Source organism: Pseudoselenomonas caprae, assembly GCF_008271345.1.
GTDB lineage: Bacteria > Bacillota > Negativicutes > Selenomonadales > Selenomonadaceae > Selenomonas_A > Selenomonas_A caprae.
Genome location: NZ_VTOZ01000014.1, coordinates 1 through 25394, shown reverse-complemented (window position 1 = coordinate 25394; position 25394 = coordinate 1). Strand labels below are relative to the sequence as shown.

The following is a 25394-nucleotide window of genomic DNA, read 5'->3' as shown; positions in this document are numbered from 1 at the left end:
CAATCAAATATTATTTTTCTTTGGCCATCGTCAACGATGGCCAATTTTGTATTTTGGTCAGTATCTGCTGGACGGTATAGCCAATCAGAAAGCCTGTGGCAAGTCCGCAGGGGCCCAGGATGGGCAGGTAGACGAGCAGGCCTGCATGGGCGCTGAGCAATGTGGCGGTGAGCAGCTGGCCCAGGTTGTGGACGAAGCCGCCGGCACTGCTGACGCCCAGCGGGGAAAAGAGGCCTGTATGCTGCAGGATGACCATGATGACGAGGCTCTGCAGTCCGCCGATGAGGCTGTATAGCATGACGGTGGGCCCCCCGCCAAACAGCGAGGCGAGCAGGATGCGCAGCATCAGGATGGCGGCGGCATCCTGCCAGCGGGGCAGGGTGTAGAGGGCGAGCACCGTGATGAGGTTGGCGAGACCCAGCTTGGCCCCCGGTGCCAGGAAGGGCATGGGAATGAGCCCTTCGAGCAGGTAGAGCGCAAGGGAGAGGGCGGTCAGCAGGGCGATATATACGAGTCTGTGTGTGTGGTTCATGGTGGTTCCTTTATCTGGCGGGAAGGACAGCGGTGGTGCCGTCAGGGGAGGTACCCTTGACTTCGATGAGGAGTTTGTGCGGCAGGCAGACGATGATGTCGCCGGGCTTTTGGGCTTTGCCTTGCTGGATACAGATGTGGTCTGGGCAGTCTGCGTCCTGGACGGCGATGGTATCATCGTCAATCTCGATGGTGTTGTAGTGGCCGTCAGGCGTTCTGGCCGTGATGGTTTCATGCCCATGGTGGGCGCTTAGCGGCACACGCCGCCAGAGCTGGCCGTCAATCGTGATATCGGCATAGACGGCAGAGGTCTGACTGTCCGGCAGGAATAGCAGGGGCAGCAGAGACAGGAATAACAAGATAATTATGAGCAGGATATCCGCTCTTTTCAGCATTTTCATCATAGTCACCATTATAGACTTTCCTTAGGGAGTTTGCTATACTTAATAACCGTATAAGAGCCGTTAGGGCAGGAGCAAAAGGAGTGCGAGTAGATATGCCGAATCGTCCAGCCTGGGCCCGGATCGATCTGGGTGCGTTGGCGCATAATTATAGCGAAATCAAGAAACAGCTGCAACCGGGAGTGAAACTCTGCGCTGTGGTCAAGGCTGATGCCTATGGCCATGGTGCGGTGGCTGTGGCGCGGACCGCTGTGGCGGCCGGGGCCTCTTATTTGGCTGTGGCGACGCTTTCAGAGGGTATCGAGCTGCGGGTAGCGGGCTTTACGACGCCGATCCTGCTGCTGGGACTCGTGATGCCTGAGGATGCAAAGGATATTGTCGACTATGGCATCACGCAGGCTGTCTGTGACCGGGAGCTGGCACACGCCTTGTCGCGCGAGGCGGTGCGGCAGGGGCGCAGGGCCAAGGTGCATCTGAAGGTCGATACGGGCATGGGGCGCATTGGTGTGCGTCCTGAGGAAATCGGTGCGCTGGCAGCTGATATCGCAGCTCTGCCGGGCATAGAGATCGAGGGCATGTTCTCGCATTTTTCGATGGCGGACTGCAAGGACAAGAGTTATACGCAGCAGCAGCTCGTGAAGTTCCGGCAGGCGATTGCAGCGGTCGAGGGTCGGGGCATACCTTTAGCAATCAAGCATATCGCGGAGTCGGCAGCTATCCTTGAGATTCCAGAGGCGCATTTTGATATGGTGCGCGCTGGCGTCATCCAGTACGGCCTCTGGCCTTCGGCGGAGGTCACGCATCCTATCGACCTGCGGCCGCTCATGGAGCTGCAGGCGCGCGTTGTCTGGCTCAAGACCCTACGTAAGGGGGAGAGCATCGGTTATGGGCGCGCGTTCATAGCTGAGCGTGACTGCCGCATTGCGACGCTGCCTATCGGCTATGCCGACGGCTATATCCGCGCCTATGGTGCGCAGGGAGCGGTCGAGATCCATGGTCGGCGTGCGCCGATTGCCGGCCGCATCTGCATGGATCAGGTCATGGTCGATGTGACGGATATCCCTGATGTCGCCATCGGTGATGTCGCCACGCTGTTTGGCAGCCCGACGCTGTCCATCGATGAGGCAGCGGGCTGGCTCGGCACGATAAATTACGAGGTTCCCTGCCTTATATCGCCCAGGGTGCCGCGTGTATATACAGAGTAAAAAAACTTCCCCAAGCCGGGGAAGTTTTTTTATTGCGCAACTTGCCGGCGCCAGTATTCGAGGTCGGGCGCATTCAGCGGCAGGTCGATGGTCTGTCCGTTGTCGTAGTAAAAGCGGAAGCGGATCTCGCTGGCCTTGCGGATAGCAGGCAGGCTGGCGCGTGGCAGCTCGACGAAGAGCTTGTTTTCATTCTGATAGGGGTGGTCGGCATCGGTGCCGGGCGGTGATTGCTTGACGGCGGCTTTCATCTCCCAGGCGTCGCCATCGGTGTATAGGATGGCCTCTGGCTTGAGCTCGGCACCGTCATAACGCCAGTCCCAAAGCGTAAGCACCGCTCCTTCGAGCTCGCCTGCTTCGGTGTGGGAGCTCTGGAAATCGATGCGGCAGTAGGCGGACAGGCTCTCAGCTGTGCGATGGTCAATGCTCCAGATGAAGGATAGACCGAATACGCCAGCCAGCATCAGGATGATGCCGCCGAAAAACAAGAATCGCTTGATGGCAACAATCATGTGAATGGATAGTCCTTTCTTTAGTCGATGAGATCGTGGAAGGTTTTGTGCAGCGCCTTCTGTTGTTCTTTGTTGATGGAGATCTTGCCGTGGAGCAGGCCGATGAGCCCCGCTTCTTTGAGCTTGGCGACACCGCGGTTGACGGTCTTGACGCTCGTACCGATGTCGTCGGCGATCTGCTGGCGGCTCGTATGCAGGATGAAGGTATCGGCCTCGATGGTGCCGAGGCGCTTGATGAGATAGCTATGCAGGCGCTCAAGGCTCGGCAGGAACTTGACGCGGCCTGCTTCGTTCGAGGTCGGATACATCTTGGCAGCAAGCATCTGCGCGACGGTCAGCGCGAATTCGCTGTCCATGCGCATCCATTGCAGGAAGGTTTCAGCACTCATGGCGATGACCTCGCAGGTCGTGACGGCTTCGTTCGAGGCCGCATAGGCGCCTTGCCCCGACAGGACCTCGAGATCGCCAATGAGATCTGGCGTGTCGAGCGAGGCGAACGTATAGCGCTGGCCGCTGGCGAATTCGTTGGATACGCGTGTGCTGCCGCGTGTCAGCAGGTAGACGTGGGTGGCACGCTCACCTTTGCGCATCAGGGATTCGCCGGGCAGGAAGACCTTGTGGGTGGTCTGTCTCTTGATGTCTTCGGGCATGTGCTCAATCAGGTATTCAAGCTTCATAGCGTAGTCCTTTCTGTCATAATGAATCAGTTTCTATTATATAATATTTTTCGCGAAGAGGGAAATGCGGTTTGGGAGAGTTTTGTTCGGATTTATTCTGTATTGAGACACCTGTCCTTTTATATTGGCGCAAAGATGTGTAGACTAATAAGCAGAGAGAATGAATACGAAGGGAGGAGAACGCGCCATGCGGGATTTGTTTGGCGGGGCGCTGCGGAAGCGGAGCATCTGGCAACGTGAGTTGATTGCAGGAGTCACGGCATTCTTTGCCATCTCTTATATCATCATCGTCAATCCGTTGATTCTTGCCGATGCAGGTATTCCTGCTGAGCTGTCGGTGTTTGCCACGATCTTTTCGTCGGTCATTGGCTGCCTGCTCATGGCATTTGTGGCCAATGCCCCGATCGTATTGACGCCGGGCATGGGAATCAACGCGTTCTTCACCTATACCGTCTGCGTCACCATGGGGTTGCACTGGCACGAAGCCATTGCGATATCGCTGGTATCGGGACTGATTTTTGCGTTTGTGGCCTGTACGAAATGGTGCCTGCGCCTGAGCCAGGCTGTACCGGCGTCGCTGAAGTCAGCGATCACGGCAGGCATCGGCCTGTATCTCGTGGAGATTGGCCTGGTGAAGGCCCAACTCATCCAGCGGGGCACGAGCTCAATCATCGAGCTCGGCAGCCTGACGAATCCCGTGGCGCTCCTGGCGATCTTCGGCTTGCTATTGAGCCTGGCGCTTTATCTGCGCGGTGTCATGGGCAGCTTCTTCATCGCCATCATCGTGACGAGTTTGGTAGGGTATTTCTTCGGCATCCATGACGAGGTGCCGCTTGATCTCAATTTGGCACATCTGTCGCGGTATCCGGAGCTCTTATTGCAGGCGGATTTCTCGCAGATGCTGAGCATACCGTTCTTGTTATCGGTATTTTCCATGTCCATGATCATGATTTTTGAGACCATGGGCCTGCTGGAGGGAATCCTTCCCAACCAGCGCAAGTTCAAGAAAACTTTCGAGGGCTCGGCCTTTACGACCATGTTCTCGAGTTTGCTGGGGACGAGCCCGACGGTGGCGGCCGCTGAAAGCGCAGCCGGCATCGCGAGCGGTGGCCGCACAGGTCTTATGGCACTGACGGCTGCGGTACTTTTTTCCTTGTCCCTGTTTTTTATCCCCCTTTTATCGTTTGTACCTCAGGCTGCCATCGCACCAGTCATTATCATCACGGGTGCTATGATGATGCAGCAGCTTCAGAATGTGGATTTTGATGATTTTTCGGAATGGTTTCCTGCCTTCCTCGTCATCGTGCTGATTCCTTGGTCGAACAGCATCTCCACGGGCCTGGCTTTTGGCTTTGCCGCTTATCCTTTGTTAAAGGTAATGAATGGCCGTGCCCGTGAGGTTCATGTGCTGGGGTACATGCTGGGCTTTCTTTTCCTCTTGAACCTTGTTTTCCAGGCAGGGTTCTAAAGAATTTACATAAAGCTTTTGACAAAAAGGCTTCGGTTGATATCCCTACAAAATCAGCCGAAGTCTTTTGTCGTATAAAAAAGTGTAGTATAATGATGATAGCTATATACTTAGAGTTTATGAGCAAAGAAGGCGATAATGTGGATGCAAAACCTGTGATGCTGATTGTAGATGATGTGGAAATAAACCGGGTCGTGCTGTCCCAGTTTTTCCAAGAGGAATATACGATCGTGGAGGCCGCCAATGGGCAGGACGCCATGGAGGTTCTGGCCGCTCAATCCGTGAGCATAGTCCTCCTTGACTTGGTCATGCCGGTCATGGATGGTTTTGAAGTGCTGGCAGCAATGAAGCGCAACGATCTCTATGCGCAGATCCCTGTCATCGTCGTGACGGCGCGCAATGACGGCTCCAGCGAGGAGCGCGCCATGGAGATGGGGGCGGCTGATTTCATTGCCAAGCCCTATAATCCGACCATCGTGCGCTGCCGCATCAAGAATGTCATGGCACGGCAGGAGAACGAATGGCGCAAGGTCGCGCAGGTGGCGCAGAACGAGCAGCTGGTCGAAATGCACCGCTTCATCGAGAAGGATGCGCTGACGGGCATCGACAACCGGGAGACGTTCTATCGCAAGACTGCGTCTCTCTTGCAGAAGAATCAGGATACTGCCTATAACATCCTGTTCTTCGACATCAGCTGTTTCAAGGTGATCAACGATATGTTCCACCTGGATACGGGCAATCTCGTGCTCAAGACAGCGGCAATCTATTTCCAGGTATTGGCTGGTGAGACGGGAACCTGCGGCCGTATCGAGTCCGATCACTTCGCCCTTTGCCTGCCGGCGTCCCAGGCCGATATGGACAGCATCATGGAGGGGCTCGACAGCACGATCCAGTCGCTCGGCATCAGCCACAATATCGCTTTCTATGCAGGCATCTATCCGGTAGACAACGCCTTCCTGCCGGTGGATCAGATGTGTGATCGCGCGAACATGGCTCTGAACAATGTCAAGGGAAGCTATCTGACGCGGTATTCGTACTATGACAAGAGCATGCGGGAGCGCATGTTTGAGGAGCAGATGATTGTCCGCGACATGGAGTTTGCCCTGCTGGAGCGGCAGTTCTGCGTCTATCTGCAGCCGGTCTGCAACCTGAAGGCGGATCGCATTGTCGCAGCGGAAGCCCTCGTGCGCTGGCAGCATCCGACGCATGGCATGATCCCGCCGGACCGGTTCATTTCTGTGTTTGAGCGCAATGGCTTCATCTCGCGGCTGGACCGCTTTGTCTGGACGGAGGTCTGCCGCTTCCTTCAAGCTCAGAAGCAGCGTACAGGGACGGTCATACCTGTGTCAGTCAATGTTTCACGTTTGCATTTTTATGCTACGGATATGCTGGATTTTCTGCTTGGTTTGCTGCGTACCTATGCGTTGGAACCAGAGATGCTGCGGCTGGAAATCGATGAGAGTGCCTATACAGATAATCCGCATCAGATGGCTCGTTGTGTCCGTGAATTGCGGGAACATGGGTTCATAGTGCTGCTCGATGATTTTGGCAGCGGGTATTCGTCGCTCAATATGCTCAAGGATTTGCCTGTCGATGGCATCAAGCTTGACCGGTCATTTGTCCGTGAGGTCGGTCAGTCTGCGCGGGCGGGAACAATTATGGAAGCCATCGTCGCGATGGTGAAGAAGCTGGCGATGGGAATTGTCGTCGAAGGCGTCGAGACGAAGGATCAATTGGCATATCTGGCCAGCATTGGCTGCGAGGATATGCAGGGGTATTATTTCTCACGGCCGCTGTCGGAGAAGGAGTTTGCTGAATTCCTGATCCGCAAGCAGGGTGGTTTGGAGATGGATGATTGAAGGAGATTTTTTTGCAGACTAAGGCAGGAGCTTTTATCTTTGATATGGATGGCGTCATCATCGATAGCGAGCCAATCCATTCGCGTGTCAAGATGGACACATTCCAGCATTTTGGGCTGGAATTCCAGGAGGCGGATCTCATCCATTATATGGGCCGTACAAGTGACGTTATGTTTGGTGAGGTAATTGCCAAGTCGGGCCGCACAGATATTACGCCGGCAGAGATGGTTGCGTATAAGCATCAGCATTATCTGGAGGTGCTGCAAAGCGGCACAATCGAGCCGGTCAAGGGGACTGTGGAGCTTATCCGCGGGCTTCATGCGGCAGGGATTCCACTGGCGCTGGCGACGTCGTCCTGGCAGGTGGTTATGGAGACAGTGCTCGATCAGTTCGGTATACGGCAGTATTTCCAGTCGGTGCTCTCAGGCGGTGAGCTGCCGAAGAGCAAGCCTGATCCTGCAATCTATCGCATCTCAGCGGAGCGTCTTGGCGTACCGCCTGCACGTTGCTATGTGCTTGAAGACACGACGAACGGCATCAAGGCAGCCAAAGCGGCTGGCATGTACTGCATTGCCTTCCGCAATCCGCATTCGGGAGCGCAGGATTTATCGCTTGCAGACCGCATTGTTGATGATATCCGTGAAATCGATATTGAAAAATGTGAAGAGACGAAGTGAAGGACCTTAACGGAGATCAGACAACAGCATTTTAGGAAAGACAAGAAAAAAGAAAAGGCCTAAAACAATTCGGGATGAAATTCATCCCGAATTGTTTTTTACCATCCTATGCTAGCGAACATTTACAACAAATTGTTAAACCATTAAAATAGAATGGTAAAAATTATGAAAATGCCAGTATAGATATATAAGAAAATGTGTTTACTTAAAAAAAATAAACCTGTGACACATTGTCATAGGTTGAAATAAGCGAGGTTGACTTATGATTGCAGCAAATAGCTACAGTGCCAGCCTGACCAGAGAGCAATTCCTTTTCAAGGAAACACGCATCGTGGCGCAGCTTATGGACACTGGTCTGGATGAAGCAGCAATTTACGAGAAAATAAAAAAAGAAAATTTGTTTCAGCTTCCAACGGAAAAATCTGTACGTAGCCTAATCCGGCCATGTGTCCGTAGGCTGAAAGGTATAGAAGACAAACAAGCAATACATATCATTGCTACTCAAATGGTACAGACGGCTCGTCAGCTCTGCCTTTATGCTATGATGAAAGACAGCCGCTTAGTGGCAGATTTTATGGTCACAGTGGTAGGCGAAAAATTCAGGCAGCATAATCCGAATTTCAGTCGCTCCGATGTAAATATTTTCTTTTTGCATTTGACTGAACAAAATGAACAGGTAGCGGCTTGGAGTGATTCTACCGTAGGAAGGATTGGCAGTGTCCTGATGAATATCTTGGTACAGAATGAGTATTTAGAGAATCCCAGAGCGAAAAAGCTTCAGCCCATCAGCCTGTCATCACAGGTAGCAGAGATAATAAAACGAAATCATGATGAGTGGATGTTGCCAGCATTCAATGTGAATTAGAGGAGAACCTATGAGTGATACAAAAGCAAAATTGGATGAGATTCGTCGCATGATGAACAGCTCCGAAGTTATCGAAGGGTTTGGCCTCTCCAATGAAGAAAACATACACATCTACGGCTATCATCCAGAAGATGAGCAGATAGTCCGGCACTTTGTGAAAAAATTGAGAGATTCAAAGCTGAACTGTAATTTGAAGGTTTTTGACCTCTATGAGATATTCCTTTCTCTATGTGAGAAGAAAAAGATAATGAAGGTCATACCCAAATTGGAAGAAAAGAAAGGCTCAAAAGGTCTTTTCCGAGAAATTCAGAAATTTGCTACTGTGGATGCCTTCATATCGGAAATGAAATATGAACCACACGGAGAAAAGGACGTAATTCTCATTACTGGCATAGGCAGTGCTTTCCCCTTTATGCGTATTCATAAATTGCTTAACGCTATACAGCCCTATTTTTCCAACATGCCCATCTTTGTCCTTTATCCAGGCGAGTATGATGGACATGAACTGCGGCTTTTCAACTGCCTGAAGGCAAATCCCTACTATCGGGCATTCAATATCAAATAATCAGAGAGGATAGCAAGGCATGGAAATAAGAAATATCTTTGAGAAAAACATCAACCGTCCTATAAATGGAGTTATTAAAGTTGACCAGAAGGACACAGATGTTATTGAACAGGAATTGGACGAGTATGTCATAACCGATGAACTCCGCAAACACTTTAAGGCGTTCTTTAAATATTATTGTCAGGCGTACGACAATCCAACGGCTGATATGGGTGTATGGATTTCGGGGTTCTTCGGCAGTGGTAAATCTCACTTTCTGAAAATGCTGTCCTATTTGCTTTCGGATATGGAAGTAAATGGCAAACGCACCTCTCAGCGTTTTATCGAAAAGCTCAAAGATGTGCCGGAGCTTCAGGAGGAGATAAAAAAATCGGCTACGGGAAATACCGATGCCATCCTCTTTAATATTGATATAGAAGGCCCCAGCGATAAGACGAAAACAGCAGTGCTTCGCGTCTTTGCCAAGATGTTCTACAATCACCTTGGCTTTTATGGTGAAGACCTAAAGACTGCCCGCTTGGAGCAATTTGTCAGCCAGCAGGGCAAATGGGAAGAATTTCAAGAAGTATTTGCAGACGTTCATGGTGATAGCTGGAAGGAATCCAGAGATGTATTTGGCTTCCTTGAAGATGATATTATCGTGGTATTAGGTCGTGTACTGGGCATGAGTGAACAGTCTGCTCGTGATTGGTTCAACGGTACGGAAAAGGCAGAAATCAGCATTGCCCAGCTGGTGCGTGAAATCAAGGCCTATGTGGACACCAAGCCGGACAACTACCGTCTGCTCTTTATGATGGATGAGGTTGGACAGTATATCGGTACCGATACGGACATGCTCTTAAACTTCCAGTCCCTCACAGAAAAGCTGGGGTCGGAATGCGGCGGCAAGGTATGGGTTATTGCTACGGGACAGGAAGCACTGGATGAAGTGGTCAAGGTACGTCAGGATGAGTTCTCACGCATCATGGCACGTTTCAAGACACGTCTGTCCCTCACATCGTCTTCTGTTGATGAAGTAATTCAGCGGCGAATCCTTGCCAAAAATGATGAAGGTAAGGCTGCCCTCTCCAAGGCATATCAAGAGACGCAGGCATCTTTGGATAACCTTTTCTTGTTCAAGAATGCTACTGCTAATTTGCAGGGCTTCAAAACGGAAACAGATTTTACAGCAAATTATCCTTTTGTCCCCTATCAGTTTGTTTTGCTGCAGAAGGTATTCTACGAGGTTCGCAAACACGGCAATACCGGTAAGCACTTAGCTGGCGGTGAGCGTTCTATGCTCTCCAGTTTCCAAGAGGCTGCTATACAGATACAAACAAAGGACGAGTATGCACTTGCTCCCTTCTACCGTTTTTATGACACCATGAGAGGTTTTCTGGACAGCTCCATCAATCGTGTCATTGATAGCTGTGAGAAAGCAGCGAATAATGATGCAGGTTTGGAACTTTACGATGTCGATGTCCTCAAATGTCTCTATCTCATTCGTTATGTAGAAAATGACCTGCCAGGTAACGCTGACAATATCATGATTTTGATGGCTGACAGCTTGGATATGGACAAGGTAAATAGCCGTCAGAAAATCAATGCCTCCTTGGAGCGCCTGCTGAAACAGCATTATATTGGCCGTACAGGGGATGTGTTCAAATTCCTTACGGATGAAGAACAGGATATTCAGCGAGAAATTGATAGCACTAACGTAGACACCAGTAAGATAACCGAGCGAATCGGCAGCCTTATTTTTGGCGATATTTATACGGCCAAAAAATACCGCTATGATGTGCGTGATTTCACCTTTATCGGCATGGTAGATGACCTTTCTATCGGCGGCAATCAAGGCGATATTCTTATCCAGTTTCTGACCAGTGATTCGGACAGAACGGAAAGTGAACTGCGCCTTATCACGGAATCAAAAGGCCGGGCCATTGTCGTTCTGTCGCAGGAATCCCGATATTACGAATTGCTGGAAGAGGCTATGCGCATCCGGCAGTACGTGAATATTAATGCCGGTAAAGTAAAGTCAGCTGCAGCAGTGGGGATCATTGCCATACAGGAAGCAAATGCGGGAAGGCTCGAAGAACGAGTCATGGAAGAACTGGCCACGGCTATCGAGCAGGGCATTTACTATGTAGACGGCGAGAAGATAAGCCTTCGTGCCGGTGATGCCAAGAATAAAATCAATCAGGCGTTTGAATATCTGGTTACCCACGTGTATAGGAATTATGACCTCATCACCCATCATGTAGAAAACAATGAGGAAATTGCAGATATTCTCAAGGGGAATTCGCAGTTAGCCCTCTATACAGGCAAAGAAGAAAATGCAACAGCAGCCAAGAAGATAGAAGACTTTTTGGAGCTTCGTCTGCAGCAGAAGCAAAGAACCACGATGGGCGATATTCAGAAGCGCTATCAGGATATTCCCTACGGTTGGCGAGAAATTGATATTGCTGCTTGTATGGCTGTGCTTATCTTCAATCAAAAAGTTACCGTAAAATACGGTGGTGATACCGTAAGAGCCAGTGACCCAAACATCATTGACTATCTGCGTAAACGTACGGAAATAGGTAAGACGCTGGTACAGAAGCACAAAATGATGAGCGCCCAGAAAATAGATGCGGCAGTATCTTTCCTTGAAGAATATTTGCAGATTATGGATATTCCCAAGGATGAAAATGGCTTGGTGGAATTTATCCTCACAAAGTTCAAGATTCAAAAACAGCACTACAAGGAGCTGCTCATACGCTATGGCGGCTATCACGCGGTAAAATATCCGGGGAAAATGGTGCTGGGCAAAGCCACGGAATTTATTGATCGGGTACTTGCCAAACAGATAGATAACATCACCTTGGTAGATGAGCTGCTTGCTGTCCGTGATGATTTTGAAGAGATTATGGATTCGCTTGACGATGTGGAATCCTTCTTTGAAAGTCAGGTCAGCCTGTTTGATGAGGCTTTTTACTTTGAACAGAATATGACCCGAGATATGGATTATCTGGAGGAAACCCCGGAGGCCATAGCATCGCTGAATAAAATCCGTGCTATTTTGCAGGTATCGGACACACAGGAATACGACTATGGCCGCATCCACGAGCTGACCGGCCTGATTGCCGATGTCCGCAAGGCACACGAAGCACTATTGGAAAACTATCGTCAGAAGAACTATGAAGTAATCAATCAGTGCATGAACAGCATTCATGCTGCTGGCAAAAATACAGCCTATGTGAAAGAACAGATTGAACTGGCTAACGGCTACTATCTCTCCCAGCGGAAAAAGATAGCAGCCAACAAGAGCATCTTGGAACTGCAAGGTGTAGCACAAGGACTGTTTGACTATCAGGATAAAGCCGTCAGAAGCATCAAGAGTACCATAGACTCCCATGAGCGGAAGCTCAAGGAAAAGGCTGAGCCGACAAAGCCGGAAAAGAAGCCAGCAACACCTATAAAACCGCCAAAGGCCAAAACGCTTTACCGTCAGACCATATTCCCAGCTGTAACCTTGCATTCTTCGGCTGAAATTGAAAGCTATCTGAATAAGGTGGCCAAAGAGCTGGAAGCACAGCTGTCGGCAGTAGATGAAATCAAGATAAGATAATTGTCAAAATGATAGATATATGCTATCATAATGATAAGCATATATGCTTCCCGGCCATTACGGGTAGAATATAATGGACTTGTATGTATAGCCTCCGCAGGCGACGGGGCTTAAATGTAGAATATCGTCTACGTGTAAGAGTGGAAGGAGGCCATGTGCTTCCTTTCACTTTTTTGATTGCTGAGGTATTTTATGAAGATAGTATCCATTAAAGAATCATTGCTTCATGAATATAGAAAAATAGACCAGGAAATGTTGGCGAAAGATCAATACTTTCCTTTGCCGCCACGCTCTACGACCAAAGATGGAAACCGTCATGGTATACACTATATAAAAATGTTTCCCGTTGAAAAAAGGTTTTTGGAACGGTACCGCTTAGATACGCCATCTTCGAGTTTATGTGCTTCTATATTGGAGAAGAATAAGAAGAATGCCAGAAATACTTAAATTCATATGAAAATGGCAATCATCCATTATATGCAACGTCAATAGATGCGATGATAGTGAAATTGTCGGAGCTTTTGTAACAGGTGTCAGGATATTTTTCGAAAATCAAAGATAGGGGTATTTTGTACCATGGATAAGAATAGAATCAAGAAATTTGCGATATGGGCGCGTACAGAGTTAATCATGCGTGTTACGCAGCGAGCCTACTACTACGGCGTGGATGGGGAAAGTCAGGCTAATCCCGATGCCGGGGAGGTAAATGGCAGGCTGCTCACGGAAGATGAACGCCGCAGGAGAAGAAAACTTGTCCTGAAGGTACAGGAAAAAGGCTTCCAGAACGTCATGGAGGAAGCCGCCTATACATGGTTCAACCGCTTTGCTGCTCTCCGCTACATGGAGGTCAACGGTGTACTGCCGACAAGGGTACGGGTATTTAGTAGCCGTGAGGGTGCCTTTGCGCCACAGATTCTTGACGAATGCCTGACCATGGAAAATCTGGATGGCTTGGATAAGTCCGTCCTGTTTGACCTGAAGGAAAAGGATGCCACAGAAGACCTCTATAAGTATCTGCTCATCACCCAGTGCAATGCGTTGGGGAGCATCCTGCCGGTCATGTTCCAGCAGATAGAGGATTATACACAGCTTCTGCTCCCGGATAATCTTCTGCGTGAAGGCAGTGTTATCCATAAGATGGTAACGGAGATAGAGGAAGACGATTGGCGTGACCAAGTGCAGATTATCGGCTGGCTCTATCAGTATTACAACAGCGAACCAAAGGATGCTGTCTTTGCGGCCTTGAAGAAAAATATCAAGGTCAGCAAGGAAAATATCCCTGCCGCTACCCAGCTGTTCACTCCGGACTGGATTGTACGCTACATGGTGGAAAATTCGCTGGGGAGACTCTGGACGGAACATAAATGCGCGGCAGATGACACCAAGAGTGAAAAAGAGCTTGCCGAAGGCTATGAGTGGAAATATTATCTGCCGGAGGCCGAGCAGGAGCCGGAAGTGGCTGCAAAACTAAAAGAATTGCGCGAGAGCCGCAAAGACCTGAATCCCACGGAAATCAAAGTGATTGACCCCTGCATGGGCAGTGGCCACATCCTCGTGTACGCATTTGACCTCTTGGTGCAGATTTATAAGGATGCCGGTTATCGGGAAAAGGACATCCCCGAGCTTATCCTGAAAAATAACCTCTATGGCCTCGATATTGACGATAGAGCCTATCAGCTGGCTTATTTTGCCGTAATGATGCGCGCATGGCATTATAACCACCGCATACTGGTGAAGCGTATCGAGCCGAACCTCTGCGCCATTCAGGAAAGCAATGGTCTTGGCAAGTGGTCAGAGCTTAATATGGATATGAGCGGTGCCCAGCAGTTGAATCTCGAAAGCCAGTTTGTGCAGCTCGCGGATGAACTGATTGAGAAATTCCAAGATGCCAAGGAATACGGCTCCATTCTTGATGTAGCAGAAAAAGATTATGGAGCACTGCTGACCTATATCAAGGAATTGCAGGAAAACAGCGTCCTTGACCTGTCCATGGCTGCTTGGCTGCATGAAGTATGCGAAAGACTGCCGGGGCTGGTGAAACAGGCTCAGATTATGGGGCAGAAGTATGATGTAGTCGTGACGAATCCGCCGTATATGGGTAGTGGGAATATGGGGATGAGGCTCTCTGAGTATGTAAAGATGCACTATCCTGATTACAGATTTGACTTATTTTCTGTTTGTATGGTCAAATTTACAGAGATGACTAAAGATGATGGTTACGCAGGTTTCCTCTCTCCGTATGTATGGATGTTTATTTCTTCGTATGAAAAAATGCGTAAATTATTTATCGAAGAAAAAACAATCGAAACGCTGATACAATTTGAGTATTCTGCGTTTGAAGAAGCTACTGTTCCAATATGTACGTTTGTTTTGCATAATATCTATGCTAACAAGAAAGGAACATACTTGCGACTGGTTGACTATCGGGGAGGGATGGAAGTTCAGAGAAAGAAAGCATTAGAAGCTATTTGTAGCCATGAGGAGCATATGTATTTTGAATCTAATGCTGGAAATTTTAAAAAAGTGCCAGGAAGTCCTATTGCATATTGGGTAAGTGAAAATTTTACAAATGACTTTGATAATCCTAATCTACAAAATGTTTGTCATGTTACTAGGGGATTGACCACAGGAAATAATGAACTGTATTTACGAAATTGGCATGAAGTAAGTTTTGAAAATATGTCTATTGACAGTAATAATATTGAGGAAGCAAAAAATAGTAAGAAAAAATGGTTTCCTCATAATAAAGGAGGAGAATTTAGAAATTGGTATGGAAACAATGATTTAGTGGTGTTGTTTGAAAATAATGGGGAAGCCTTGCGAGAGTATTATAAAATCAATAAGGCGGTAAGATTCACAGGAATAGAACATTATTTTGAAAAGGGAATAACATGGACGGCTTTATCATCTGGAACCAATTCATTCCGGTATAGTCAATGTCATACGTTTGATTCTAACAAGGGGCCGATGTTGTTTGCAGAAGAAGAAAAAATGTATTATATTTTGGGGCTACTTAATTCGAAGGTTAATCATTATTTTATAAGTGTAATTAACCCAACGTTATCACTCCAAAATGCAGATATGAATAAATTGCCGTTCATCTTAAAAGAAAATGCTAAAGAAAATGTTATAGAAAAAGTAAAAAGTAATATCAATATAACTAAAATAGATTGGGATTCTTTTGAAACATCTTGGGATTTCAAGAAGCACCCATTGCTTAACGGCTCAAACATCCTTAGCGAAGCCTATGATAATTACCAGCAGACTACCAATGCGCGTTTTGACACACTTAAAGCGAATGAAGAAGAACTCAACCGCATTTTCATTGACATTTACGGTTTATCTGACGAACTGACCCCAAACGTAGCCGACAAAGATGTAACCGTAGCCCGTATTTACGACACCAAAGAGGAAATCCCCGACAGCATGAAGGGCAATAACTACGTCCTGACCCGTGAGGATGTGGTGAAATCCCTTATCTCCTACGCCGTAGGCTGTATGTTTGGCCGTTACTCCCTTGACGAGCCGGGGCTTATCTGTGCCGGAGGGGAATTTGACCCGTCAAAATATGAAACCTACCACCCGGACGAGGATGCCATTATCCCGATTTGTGATGATGAATACTTCGAGGATGATATTGTAGACCGCTTCTGTGCATGGCTCTCTGCTGCCTTTGGCAAGGAGAACTTTATGGATAATCTACTCTTCATTGCCGATAGTCTCTCCGGCGGCAAGGGGCTTCCCCGTGAGGTGATCCGTAATTACTTCCTCAATGACTTCTACTCCGACCATTGCAAGCGTTACCAGAAGCGTCCGATCTACTGGCTCTTTGATGCCGGGAAGAAGAACAGCTTCAAGGCGCTGGTCTACCTCCATCGCTATGACCGCGACACCCTTGCCCGTATGCGGACGAACTACGTCTACAAACAGCAGGAACTCTACAAGACCCGTATCGAAACCACCCAGAACCGCATCGACACCGCCGCCAGTCAGACAGACAAGAACAAGTGCAAGCGCGAACTCAAAAAGCTCCATGAGCAGTTTGACGAAATCCATGTCTACGAGGAAAAAATCCACCACTACGCTGACCTGCGGCAGGAAATCGATCTCGATGACGGCGTGAAGCATAACTACGCCCTCTTTGCAGATATTTTGGCGAAGATAAAGTAACTGCTGAATTGTCCACACAGTGAGTGGACAATTCAAAAGCTACGCATAAACGTGGTTCAGAAGGTGATTTTTATTGAATTCCGGGGACAATAATGATATACTATAAGTGAAGTAGAGATGCTTCCGATGTGAGAGCATCGTAAAAAGCCGGTTTGTGAGTGGAGCAAATCAAAATCCACACCAGAACGTGCGATGGCACAAGGCTGGCGGCAAGCAGAATGTCGTACCTGCGTAGGGGGTTAAACCTACACCAGAACGTGCGATGGCACAAGGCTGACGGCCAGCAGAAAACTCTCGAAAAAGAAATTATAAGGGAGAGCAGTTGTCTGTTCTCCTTTTTTGGTGGTTCTATGGCAGATAATAAAATTAGGGAACAAATAGTTAAAGCGGCGTATCAATATTCGTTGCTGGCAAACAAAATTTATATGTACGTTTGTGGTGAACAATATTTTGAGTTGTTGTTTGCCGTAGGTTGTTTCAGGCATTTAACAGGTGTTGATTCATCACTGCCTGCGGAAGATTTTTACAAAAATGCTTTGAATAAGAGTTTGACTGATAAGCAAATACAATTTACGCCAAGGCAGACTATGAAAAAGGCAAAAAAGAAATTGCCTTGCTTAATTAGATTGCCAGAGCTTACCGATTCAACAGTTTGCATAGTCCGTGATATGGAAACAAATACTTTGGTTTATAAATTAGGGCTAACAAATTTAGAATTTACACTAGGCGTAGCACAGCCAACATTTATCAATAAGTTTCCTGAAAATGTATATATTCCTCGTTCTTTACGGGTAAAGGACAAGGCTATTGAGAATAGTGATAGCGGAGAATTTGTTGATTTTATTTTAGAGAAAAATCTCGATAATATAGGTGCCAAATATTCAAAAATAACCTATAGAGATAAGATGAAAAAGTTTCCAGATGTGTTGCTGCCTATGCTGGACGAAAATATTGCTGACAAAGTAAGAATTGACAGCATAGGGGAAAAATGCTATTCTTAAAGCGAGTTATATCTTCACCGTTGATACTGGAGGCTTGGTTAGGGAAGTGTCCAGAGTAGGTCTTTTTACACGGTTTGCATTGAGCCAAAGCCTGACTAGGCGTAAGCCAAACGAAAAATGCTGGTAGACTCGTAGCCCAAGGCTGGATGGCCTTGGGCTATTTTTGAGCCAAAAAGTTTATGTTTTTGAATATAGAGATTGTAGATAGGAACATAGATATGGATATAGCAGAAATTGTGCAGGAGCTGAATCGGAGATTTGCCCTGCCGTTAAAAGAATACTATGAACGGCACATTATATTCTGGCATGACCCGGAGGGAGAATTTGCCGAGGAAATTGATACGCTATCGCTGGATAATGCCAAGGTATTGAAACTTACGGGAAAGAATCAGTTTTTGACCAAGAAAATACTTTCCCATGATGACCTAGAGAGCAACTATCTGGTGTATGTGCCCTTTGATTATGAGTCATTAGAGGATAACTGGTTGCTGGATATTGAAATTGCCAGCGGCAGCTTCCGGGCTGACCTTATATCCATGTGGATGGATGAGGCGAAAATCCCGGATGAGCTTTCTTATCGGAAGCTTTTGAAGCAGTATCGAAAGTTTTTCAATGCACGGGAACGCAGACAGCAGTTTATCAATATCAGCGTAGGCGAATACACTCAATCAAAAATTATGCTTGGTATGATGGCGGTGCTGGTAAAGAGCAAGAGCATTGATGTGGGCGATATACTGCGTGCAGTCCTTACTGCCGGAACGGTTATGGAGGAAAACGAAGCTTATCAGAAGTTGGAGAGCTTCAACTTAACAGGCGTTTTCTGGTCTATGGTACGGCAGATTACTGGTTACGATGAAAAGGATGGAAGTAACCTTTCTCGTTTGCTGCTCTACTTGTTTGTAACAGCGGCCAGCCGTGTGCTGCCCAACCGGGCTTTCAAGGAAATAGAAACCCTCAAAGGCGATGGATTTGAAACATATGCTTTTGACTTTATATCGGAATGGATGCACGGTGTGCGAAGAAGGGAATTTCAGCCGGTAGCGCAGAGGGTGGAAAAAGCCTTGAATTTTGCTCACCGTCTGAAAGGCTTGTCGTTAGATGAACTGGGGAGCTTTGACCTGCTTCCCTGCGTTGATGGGGTGGTTTTAGAGCGTCTGCTGCAGGACTGCCTTGACAACCTTGTGCATCCCGAGACTATTCGCAAAGTATGTGAACGCCGCCGGAGTGCTTTCTGGTACGATGAATGGGAAAGCCTGTATGAAGGGCTTTGGCAATATGGCAATATGCTTGCCTTTGCCGAGGAACATCGGACTGGCTTCCATCTGACCAATCCCCGAGAAGTATGGGAGGCCTATACCGGAAACTACTATCGCATGGATAGTTACTACCGCAAATTCCATGCTGCCTTTGCTAAGACTTTGGGGAGAAACCTGCCGGAAGTTTTGGATGATGCTTATAAGCAGCTCTCGGAAATGGTCGAGAACCATTACACCAATGACTATCTGGCCCAGTTGGGTGAAAACTGGACAAAGAATATAGCGCATGATTTAAGTGAGTTCGGCAAGATACAGGAGATTCCTCAACAGACGGATTTCTACAAGACGAAAGTGGCTGGTGCAAAGTACCGTATCTTTGTCGTAATATCGGATGCTATGCGCTATGAAGTGGCCGCAACGCTCGCTGATGAACTGGCAAGGGAGATCCCCAGTGAAGTGAACCTTGGAAGCTGTCAGTCCATGTTCCCGAGCATTACGAAATTTGGCATGGCTGCATTACTGCCCCATGAAAATCTGTCTGTGAAGCTGGACGGCAGTGGCAATTTGGCGGTACTCGCAGATGGACAGTCAACGGATGCCGGTAATCGTGATGCAATACTGAAGGGAGCAAATCCCAAGAGCGTTGCACTGAAGGCATCTGAACTGAACTTGATGAAACGCAGTGAGCGCACAGCGAAGGTCAAAGGCATGGAAGTAGTCTATATCTACCATGACACCATTGATGCTGCCAGCCATACCGATGATAAGAAGGTCTTTACGGCTTGCCATGAAACGATTGATGAACTAAAAAATCTCGTGCGCATTATCATCAATGAGTTTGGCGGTACCAATATCATCCTGACTTCTGACCATGGCTTCCTTTATACGGGCAGGCCGCTGGCAGAAGATAGCAAGGCAGGCAGCGGCCTTGCTAAGGAAGATATTGTTGAGCTGTCCCGGCGTTATGTTATTACAGACAAGGAGGCCGAGGCAGACCATCTTTTGGCTGTGAATTTCATGCCGGAAAATGGTGATTTCAAGGGTTTCGCTCCCAAGGAACAGATACGGCTCAAGGTCAAGGGCAGCGGCATGAACTTTGTCCATGGCGGTGTGAGCCTTCAGGAAATGGTGGTTCCAGTTCTCGAATTTAAGCATGTTCGCTCAGATTCGGCGGCCTTTAGGAAGAATCGGAAGCAGTACGCCATGAAGCCGGTACAGGTGAGACTCCTAAGTTCCGGCCATAAGGTCAGCAATATGGACTTTGGCTTGAACTTCTATCAGGTCGAGGCTGCAGGTTCCGGCTTTGTACCGGCAAACTATGATGTGTACTTTACGGATGCCTATGATAATGCCATTAGTGACGTTCAGCGCATCATAGCCGATAAGGTCAGCCCGGAAAGCACAGACCGTTCATTCCGCTGTAACTTCAACCTCAAGGCAGGCGATTATAGCCGTAGTGCCCAGTATTTCCTCGTTATTCAAAATGCAGACACAAGCGAAGTGGTACAGAAGGTCGAGTTCCAGATTGATACGGCATTCCAGAAGGAAGAGTTCAATTTTATGGAATGACTTGTGGTGGGGAGCCATAGTACCTAAAGATATGTAATAAAAAGGCGCTGTGGATAAAATGCTTTTGCATTTTATCCACAGCGCCTTTTGGTTACATGTATTTTTAAGATAAGCGAGAATGATTGCTGGGATGATTTTTTAGATGATCGTGAAGCTTTCAATGGCGCCGTACTGGATGAAAGCCGAGGCGTCGGTCGGCTCGCCGGTGAGGATGGCCTGCTGGACTGCATCCATGTCAGCGATATGGATACGGCCGGCAGCCTGCTCTGCTTCTACTTTGCTGAGCAGTGCCTTGCGCGCTCCCTTGAGATCGCGGTAGATTTCCTGATTGTAGAACACATTCATGGATGTCCGGCTTTTTTCTTCATCGCAGTTGAAGAAGATATAGGCTTTTTTCTCTTTCATAAAATAATCCCCCTTGAAACTTCCAGATACTCACTTAAAGTTTTCGGATATGTAGCTATTATAGCACAAATTTTCCCGCTTGATAAATGACGCGATAAATGACGTGGCAATTTGGTTGACAAACAATAATGAATAGAGTAAAGTGAGAGATGTATAGAATTGTTTGAAATCGTTGGCAATTCACAATAGGAGTCCTGGAGGGATATGTCATGGCTATTATCAGAAAAGAAGCATTCGGCAAACTCAGTGATGGACGGGCAGTGGAACTCTATACGCTGCGCAATACGAAAGGCACCGAGGCCAAGATCACGACTTATGGCGCACGGCTGGTGAGCTGGCGCGTGATGGGGCCGCAGGCGAAGTTCATCGATGTGGTGCTGGGCTATGCGGATGCCGCGGCTTATGAAAAGGACGATACGAGCATGGGCGGCGTCGTGGGCCGTCATGCCAATCGCATCGCCGGTGGCAAGGTTACGATCAGCGGCAAGGAGTATCAGCTGGACCGCAATACGGGCTCGCAGATGCAGAATCATATCCATGGCGGCTTTCAGGGCTTCCACGATCAGCTGTGGACGGCTGAGGAAATCTACGAGGGCGTGAAGTTCACCTATCAGGCCAAGGACGGCGAAGGCGGCTATCCGGGAAATATGACGGTAAACGTTATCTATTCGTTGTCGAATGACAATGAGTTGTCTATCAGCTATGAAGCGACCTGTGACCAGGACACAATTTGCAACCTGACCAATCACACGTACTTCAACCTGGATGGCTTTGCAGCCGGCCCGGTGCTCGATCAGAAAATCCAGATCTTTGCGGACCAATACACTTGGGCCGATGCAGAGTCGCTGCCTGATGGTCGTATCCTGGATGTGGCCGGGACACCGATGGATCTGCGTGAGCCGGTGCGCATCGGCGAGCACATCGATGACGATTTTGATGAGCTGCAGATGGGCAAGGGCTATGACCATAACTGGGTGCTGCGCGATGAACCGGCTATGGTCGAGATGAAGCCAGGCATGTTCGGCTTCGATCCGCATTGCCCCATCGACTACATCAAGGGAGGCTTGAAGAAGGCAGCCTATGCGGAGTCGGAGAAGACAGGGCTCACGCTGACCTGCTATACGACGCAGCCGGGCATCCAGTTCTACACGGGGAATTTCCTCTGCGGCGGCATCAAGGGCAAGGATGGCGTCGAGTTCCAGTACCGCACGGGCTTCTGCCTTGAGACGCAGTATTATCCCAATGCGCTGGCGAATCCGGCGTTCCCGCAGCCTATCCTCAAAAAGGGTGAAACCTGGAAGGCCCAGACCGTTTATGTCCTGAGCCCGAAAGACTGAGGAGGCGTTGCGATGCAAGGCAGATATACTATGACCTTTCCCGATTATACGATCGGGGTAGAGGCGTATGAAAAGATCCGCGAGATCTGTCCGCGCTATGGCAAGAGTGTGGTTGTCATCGGTGGCCGCCGGGGCATCGAGGCAGCGCAGGCGAAAATGGCGGCAGCTGTCGATGGGGTCGGGCTCGAGTTTACGGGTTTCCTGCTCGCTGGCGGGGAGACTTCCTATGAAAACATCGAAAAGCTCCGCCGCGACCAGGCCGTTGAAGACGCCGATATGATCTTTGCTGTGGGCGGCGGCAAGGCCATCGATACAGCTAAGCAGGTCGCACATTTGCAGCACAAGCCGTTCTTCACCTTCCCGACGGTGGCGGGGAGCTGTGCCGCAGCGGCCAGCATCGCCACCATCTATCATGCGGATGGCACGTTTTGCGAGTATGCGTATTCCGATGAGCCGCCGGTGCATGTATTCCTCTGCACGCGGATGCTGGCGCAGGCACCTGTCGAATTCCTGCTGCGCGGCATCAGCGATACGATGGCGAAATTCTACGAGGCGCAGATTGCCTCGCGCGGCAAGACGCTCTGCCATAGTGATGGAATGGGGCTTGCTCTGTCGCAGATGTGCTTGGAACCGCTGTATGCCTATGGGGAGCAGGCCGTAGCCGACAACAAGGCACATGCGGCGACGAAGGCTTTCGAGGAGGTCGTGCTCGCCATTGTCATGACGAGTGGGCTCGTGTCGAATCTAGCTGCGCCGGAGTACAACGGCCATATCGCTCATGCCCTGTTCACCGAACTGACGAATATCACGGCGGGCGAGGCGGGCTGCCAGAAGCACAGCGGGCTGGCGGCCTATGGCATCCTGTTGCTGCTTCTATGCGATGGCCAGCAGCAGGAGTTTGCGCGGTTCTATGATTTCTGCCGGAAGATCGGGCTGCCGACCAGCCGCCGGGATATCTGCGCCAGTGAGGAGGATATCCATCGCGTGTTCCAGGCGACTGAGAAGAAGCAGGATGTGAAGATCCTGCCGTACAGGATCACGCAGGACATGCTGCATCGGGCGGCTAATGAACTGGAACAGTATAATAAAAGGTAATGCGTAGCGGGGAGGCGTGATTATGAATATCCATGAGTATCAAAGCAAGGCAATCCTGAAAGCATATGGTGTGAATGTACCGAATGGGTTACCAGCGTTTAGTGTGGAAGAGGCAGTCGAGAATGCAAAGAAGCTTGGTTCGGAGATCGTTGTTGTCAAAGCGCAGATTCATGCGGGTGGCCGTGGTAAGGCCGGCGGCGTCAAGCTGGCCAGGAATATGGCTGAAGTGGAGCAGTATGCCAAGGAGATCCTCGGCAAGACACTTGTGACAAAGCAGACCGGTCCGGAGGGCAAGAAGGTAAACCGCCTGTTGATTGAGGAAGGCTCGGCAATCAAGAAGGAATACTATCTTTCTTTTGTCATCGACCGCCAGACGGCACGCGTCGTCATGATGGGCTCGGAAGAGGGCGGCATGGAGATCGAGAAGGTCGCGGCGGAGATGCCCGACAAGATCTTCAAGGAGTACATCGATCCGGCCGTAGGCCTCGCGCCTTTCCAGGCGACGCGCATGGCTTATGCGCTGCACTTCCCGCAGCCAGCTATCCGTAAGGTTACAAAACTTATGGGCTGCCTGTACAATGCTTTTGTCGGCAAGGATTGCAGCCTGGCCGAGATCAATCCGCTGGTCGTCACGCAGGCGGATGATGTCGTGGCGCTGGATGCCAAGCTGAACTTCGATGACAGTGCCTTGTTCCGCCATCCCGATATCGAGGAGCTGCGGGATGAGACCGAGGAAGATCCGAAGGAGCGCCGGGCTGCAGCGGCTGCGCTCAACTACGTAAACCTGGGCGGCGATGTGGCCTGCATGGTCAATGGTGCCGGCCTGGCGATGGCCACCGTCGATATCATCAAGTACTATGGTGGCGAGCCGGCTAACTTCCTGGATGTTGGCGGCGACAGCACGCCCGAGAAGATTGCTGAGGCCTTCAAGATCATGCTCGATGGTGGTCAGGCCAAAGGGATTTTCGTCAATATCTTCGGCGGTATCAACAAGTGCGACCTCGTGGCCGAGGGCATCGTCGAGGCGGCCAAGATCATCTCGCCGGACGGCAAGAGCCTGCCCGTGCCGGTCGTCGTCCGTTTGGAGGGCACTAACGTCGAGCGCGGCCGTGAGATCCTGCGGAATACGCCAATAGCGAATGTCATCATGGCGCCGACCATGGAGGGCGGTGCTGAGGAAATCGTGAGACTGGTCAAAGAGGCGGAGGCGTGAATCATGGGTGTTTTAGTAGGTAAAGATACAAAAGTCATCGTTCAGGGCATCACGGGCAAAGCTGCGACGTTCCATACGCGGCAGATGCTCGATTATGGCACGCAGATCGTCGCTGGCGTTACGCCAGGCAAGGCTGGCCAGCTGGTAGAAGGCGTGCCAGTCTTCAACACGGTCAAGGATGCGGTGGCAGCAACGGGGGCTACGGCTTCGGTCGTCTATGTGCCGGCACGCTTTGCAGCTGACTCCATCATGGAGGCTGTTGATGCGAAGCTCGACCTCGTCGTCTGCATCACAGAGCATATCCCAGTGCTCGATATGGTCAAGGTTCGCCGCTATATGGAGGGCAAGAAGACCCGACTGATAGGGCCGAACTGCCCGGGCATCCTCACGGCAGGCGAGGCCAAGCTGGGCATCATCCCGGGCTATATCTACAAGAAAGGCCATGTCGGTGTCATCTCGCGCTCGGGGACGCTGACCTACGAGGCCTCCTTCCAGCTCACGGCGGCTGGCATTGGCCAGACCACAGCTATCGGTATCGGTGGAGATCCCGTAAAAGGCACGGACTTCATCGATGCGTTGCAGCTGTTCAAGGACGATCCCGAGACGAAAGCTGTGCTGATGATCGGTGAGATCGGTGGCACGGCCGAGGAAGATGCGGCCAAGTGGATTGCTGCTAATATGCCGGACAAGCCGGTCGCAGCCTTCATCTCGGGGCGCCAGGCGCCTCCGGGCAAACGCATGGGGCATGCTGGGGCCATCATCAGCGGCGGCAAGGGAACGGCTGCCGATAAGATCAAGGCCCTCAATGCCGTCGGTATTGAAGTGGCTGATACCGTTGCCCACATCGGCGCAACGGTGGTAGAAACGCTCAAAAAAGCAGGCATCTACGACGAATGCCATACTTGCTGAATAAAGGATAGGGAGAGCCTCGGTGCAATTTGCATCGAGGTTTTTCAATTGCAGTTTATCTGTCCGTACGTGGTTAAAACAAACTCGGTACAG

19 protein-coding genes are annotated in these 25394 nt (G+C 49.5%); 14 read left to right on the top strand and 5 right to left on the bottom strand.

What is annotated here, in order from left to right; all coding sequences use genetic code 11:
* Positions 1 to 10: 10 nt before the first annotated feature.
* Positions 11 to 532: a Gx transporter family protein gene (locus tag FZ041_RS07855; RefSeq protein ID WP_149189173.1), complete on the bottom strand. Its 522-nt coding sequence runs from the start codon at positions 530 to 532 to the stop codon at positions 11 to 13.
* A gap of 10 nt (positions 533 to 542) precedes the next feature.
* Positions 543 to 944, bottom strand: coding sequence for a NusG domain II-containing protein (locus FZ041_RS07850; RefSeq protein ID WP_255449304.1), 402 nt, complete (start codon positions 942 to 944; stop codon positions 543 to 545).
* Between the two features lie 83 nt (positions 945 to 1027).
* Here FZ041_RS07850 and alr point away from each other — a divergent pair, with 83 nt between their 5' ends.
* On the top strand, positions 1028 to 2137 hold the full coding sequence (gene alr / locus FZ041_RS07845; protein WP_149189172.1) for an alanine racemase: 1110 nt from the start codon (positions 1028 to 1030) through the stop codon (positions 2135 to 2137).
* A 29-nt stretch (positions 2138 to 2166) separates the two neighbouring features.
* Here alr and FZ041_RS07840 read toward each other — a convergent pair whose 3' ends face one another.
* Positions 2167 to 2646 carry a hypothetical protein gene (locus FZ041_RS07840; protein ID WP_075445794.1) on the bottom strand — a complete coding sequence of 160 codons (480 nt, stop codon included), beginning with the start codon at positions 2644 to 2646 and terminating at the stop codon, positions 2167 to 2169.
* Between the two features lie 20 nt (positions 2647 to 2666).
* Positions 2667 to 3323, bottom strand: coding sequence for a Crp/Fnr family transcriptional regulator (locus tag FZ041_RS07835; RefSeq protein WP_075445793.1), 657 nt, complete (start codon positions 3321 to 3323; stop codon positions 2667 to 2669).
* A gap of 187 nt (positions 3324 to 3510) precedes the next feature.
* Between FZ041_RS07835 and FZ041_RS07830 the strand changes: the two genes are divergently transcribed.
* From FZ041_RS07830 to pglZ, 9 genes are all read left to right on the top strand, one after another.
* Positions 3511 to 4791, top strand: coding sequence for an NCS2 family permease (locus FZ041_RS07830; RefSeq protein WP_143092220.1), 1281 nt, complete (start codon positions 3511 to 3513; stop codon positions 4789 to 4791).
* A gap of 140 nt (positions 4792 to 4931) precedes the next feature.
* Complete coding sequence (locus tag FZ041_RS07825) at positions 4932 to 6650, top strand: putative bifunctional diguanylate cyclase/phosphodiesterase (protein ID WP_149189171.1); 1719 nt, start codon at positions 4932 to 4934, stop codon at positions 6648 to 6650.
* On the top strand, positions 6647 to 7327 hold the full coding sequence (locus FZ041_RS07820) for an HAD family hydrolase (protein ID WP_255449303.1): 681 nt from the start codon (positions 6647 to 6649) through the stop codon (positions 7325 to 7327). The genes FZ041_RS07825 and FZ041_RS07820 overlap by 4 nt, the downstream gene beginning before the upstream one ends.
* 262 nt (positions 7328 to 7589) lie before the next feature.
* Positions 7590 to 8192, top strand: a complete 603-nt coding sequence (locus FZ041_RS07815; protein WP_149189170.1) for a DUF1819 family protein — start codon at positions 7590 to 7592, stop codon at positions 8190 to 8192.
* A 10-nt stretch (positions 8193 to 8202) separates the two neighbouring features.
* Positions 8203 to 8757 (top strand): DUF1788 domain-containing protein, encoded by a 555-nt coding sequence (locus FZ041_RS07810; protein ID WP_149189169.1) that lies wholly within the window; start codon positions 8203 to 8205, stop codon positions 8755 to 8757.
* A 19-nt stretch (positions 8758 to 8776) separates the two neighbouring features.
* Positions 8777 to 12346, top strand: a complete 3570-nt coding sequence (gene brxC, locus FZ041_RS07805) for a BREX system P-loop protein BrxC (RefSeq protein WP_149189168.1) — start codon at positions 8777 to 8779, stop codon at positions 12344 to 12346.
* Between the two features lie 576 nt (positions 12347 to 12922).
* On the top strand, positions 12923 to 16516 hold the full coding sequence (gene pglX, locus FZ041_RS07800; protein ID WP_149189167.1) for a BREX-1 system adenine-specific DNA-methyltransferase PglX: 3594 nt from the start codon (positions 12923 to 12925) through the stop codon (positions 16514 to 16516).
* A gap of 350 nt (positions 16517 to 16866) precedes the next feature.
* The gene (locus FZ041_RS14445) at positions 16867 to 17517 is read left to right on the top strand and encodes a PBECR4 domain-containing protein (RefSeq protein ID WP_187626343.1); all 651 of its coding nucleotides are present in this window, start codon (positions 16867 to 16869) and stop codon (positions 17515 to 17517) included.
* A gap of 218 nt (positions 17518 to 17735) precedes the next feature.
* A complete protein-coding gene (pglZ, locus tag FZ041_RS07790; RefSeq protein WP_187626342.1) occupies positions 17736 to 20342 on the top strand; it encodes a BREX-1 system phosphatase PglZ type A in 2607 nt (868 codons plus the stop codon).
* Positions 20343 to 20480: 138 nt separating this feature from the next.
* Here the strand turns inward: pglZ and FZ041_RS07785 are convergent, their stop codons facing one another.
* Positions 20481 to 20747, bottom strand: coding sequence for a hypothetical protein (locus FZ041_RS07785; protein WP_075445790.1), 267 nt, complete (start codon positions 20745 to 20747; stop codon positions 20481 to 20483).
* Positions 20748 to 20956: 209 nt separating this feature from the next.
* Between FZ041_RS07785 and FZ041_RS07780 the strand changes: the two genes are divergently transcribed.
* From FZ041_RS07780 to sucD, 4 genes are read left to right on the top strand one after another with little or no spacing between them, the layout of a single operon-like run.
* The gene (locus FZ041_RS07780) at positions 20957 to 22084 is read left to right on the top strand and encodes an aldose epimerase family protein (protein ID WP_149189165.1); all 1128 of its coding nucleotides are present in this window, start codon (positions 20957 to 20959) and stop codon (positions 22082 to 22084) included.
* A gap of 12 nt (positions 22085 to 22096) precedes the next feature.
* Entirely contained in the window at positions 22097 to 23179 is a 1083-nt protein-coding gene (locus FZ041_RS07775; protein ID WP_149189164.1) for an iron-containing alcohol dehydrogenase family protein, read from the top strand.
* A 22-nt stretch (positions 23180 to 23201) separates the two neighbouring features.
* Positions 23202 to 24392: an ADP-forming succinate--CoA ligase subunit beta gene (sucC, locus tag FZ041_RS07770; RefSeq protein ID WP_149189163.1), complete on the top strand. Its 1191-nt coding sequence runs from the start codon at positions 23202 to 23204 to the stop codon at positions 24390 to 24392.
* Positions 24393 to 24395: 3 nt separating this feature from the next.
* Complete coding sequence (gene sucD / locus FZ041_RS07765; RefSeq protein ID WP_149189162.1) at positions 24396 to 25301, top strand: succinate--CoA ligase subunit alpha; 906 nt, start codon at positions 24396 to 24398, stop codon at positions 25299 to 25301.
* Positions 25302 to 25394: the final 93 nt, after the last annotated feature.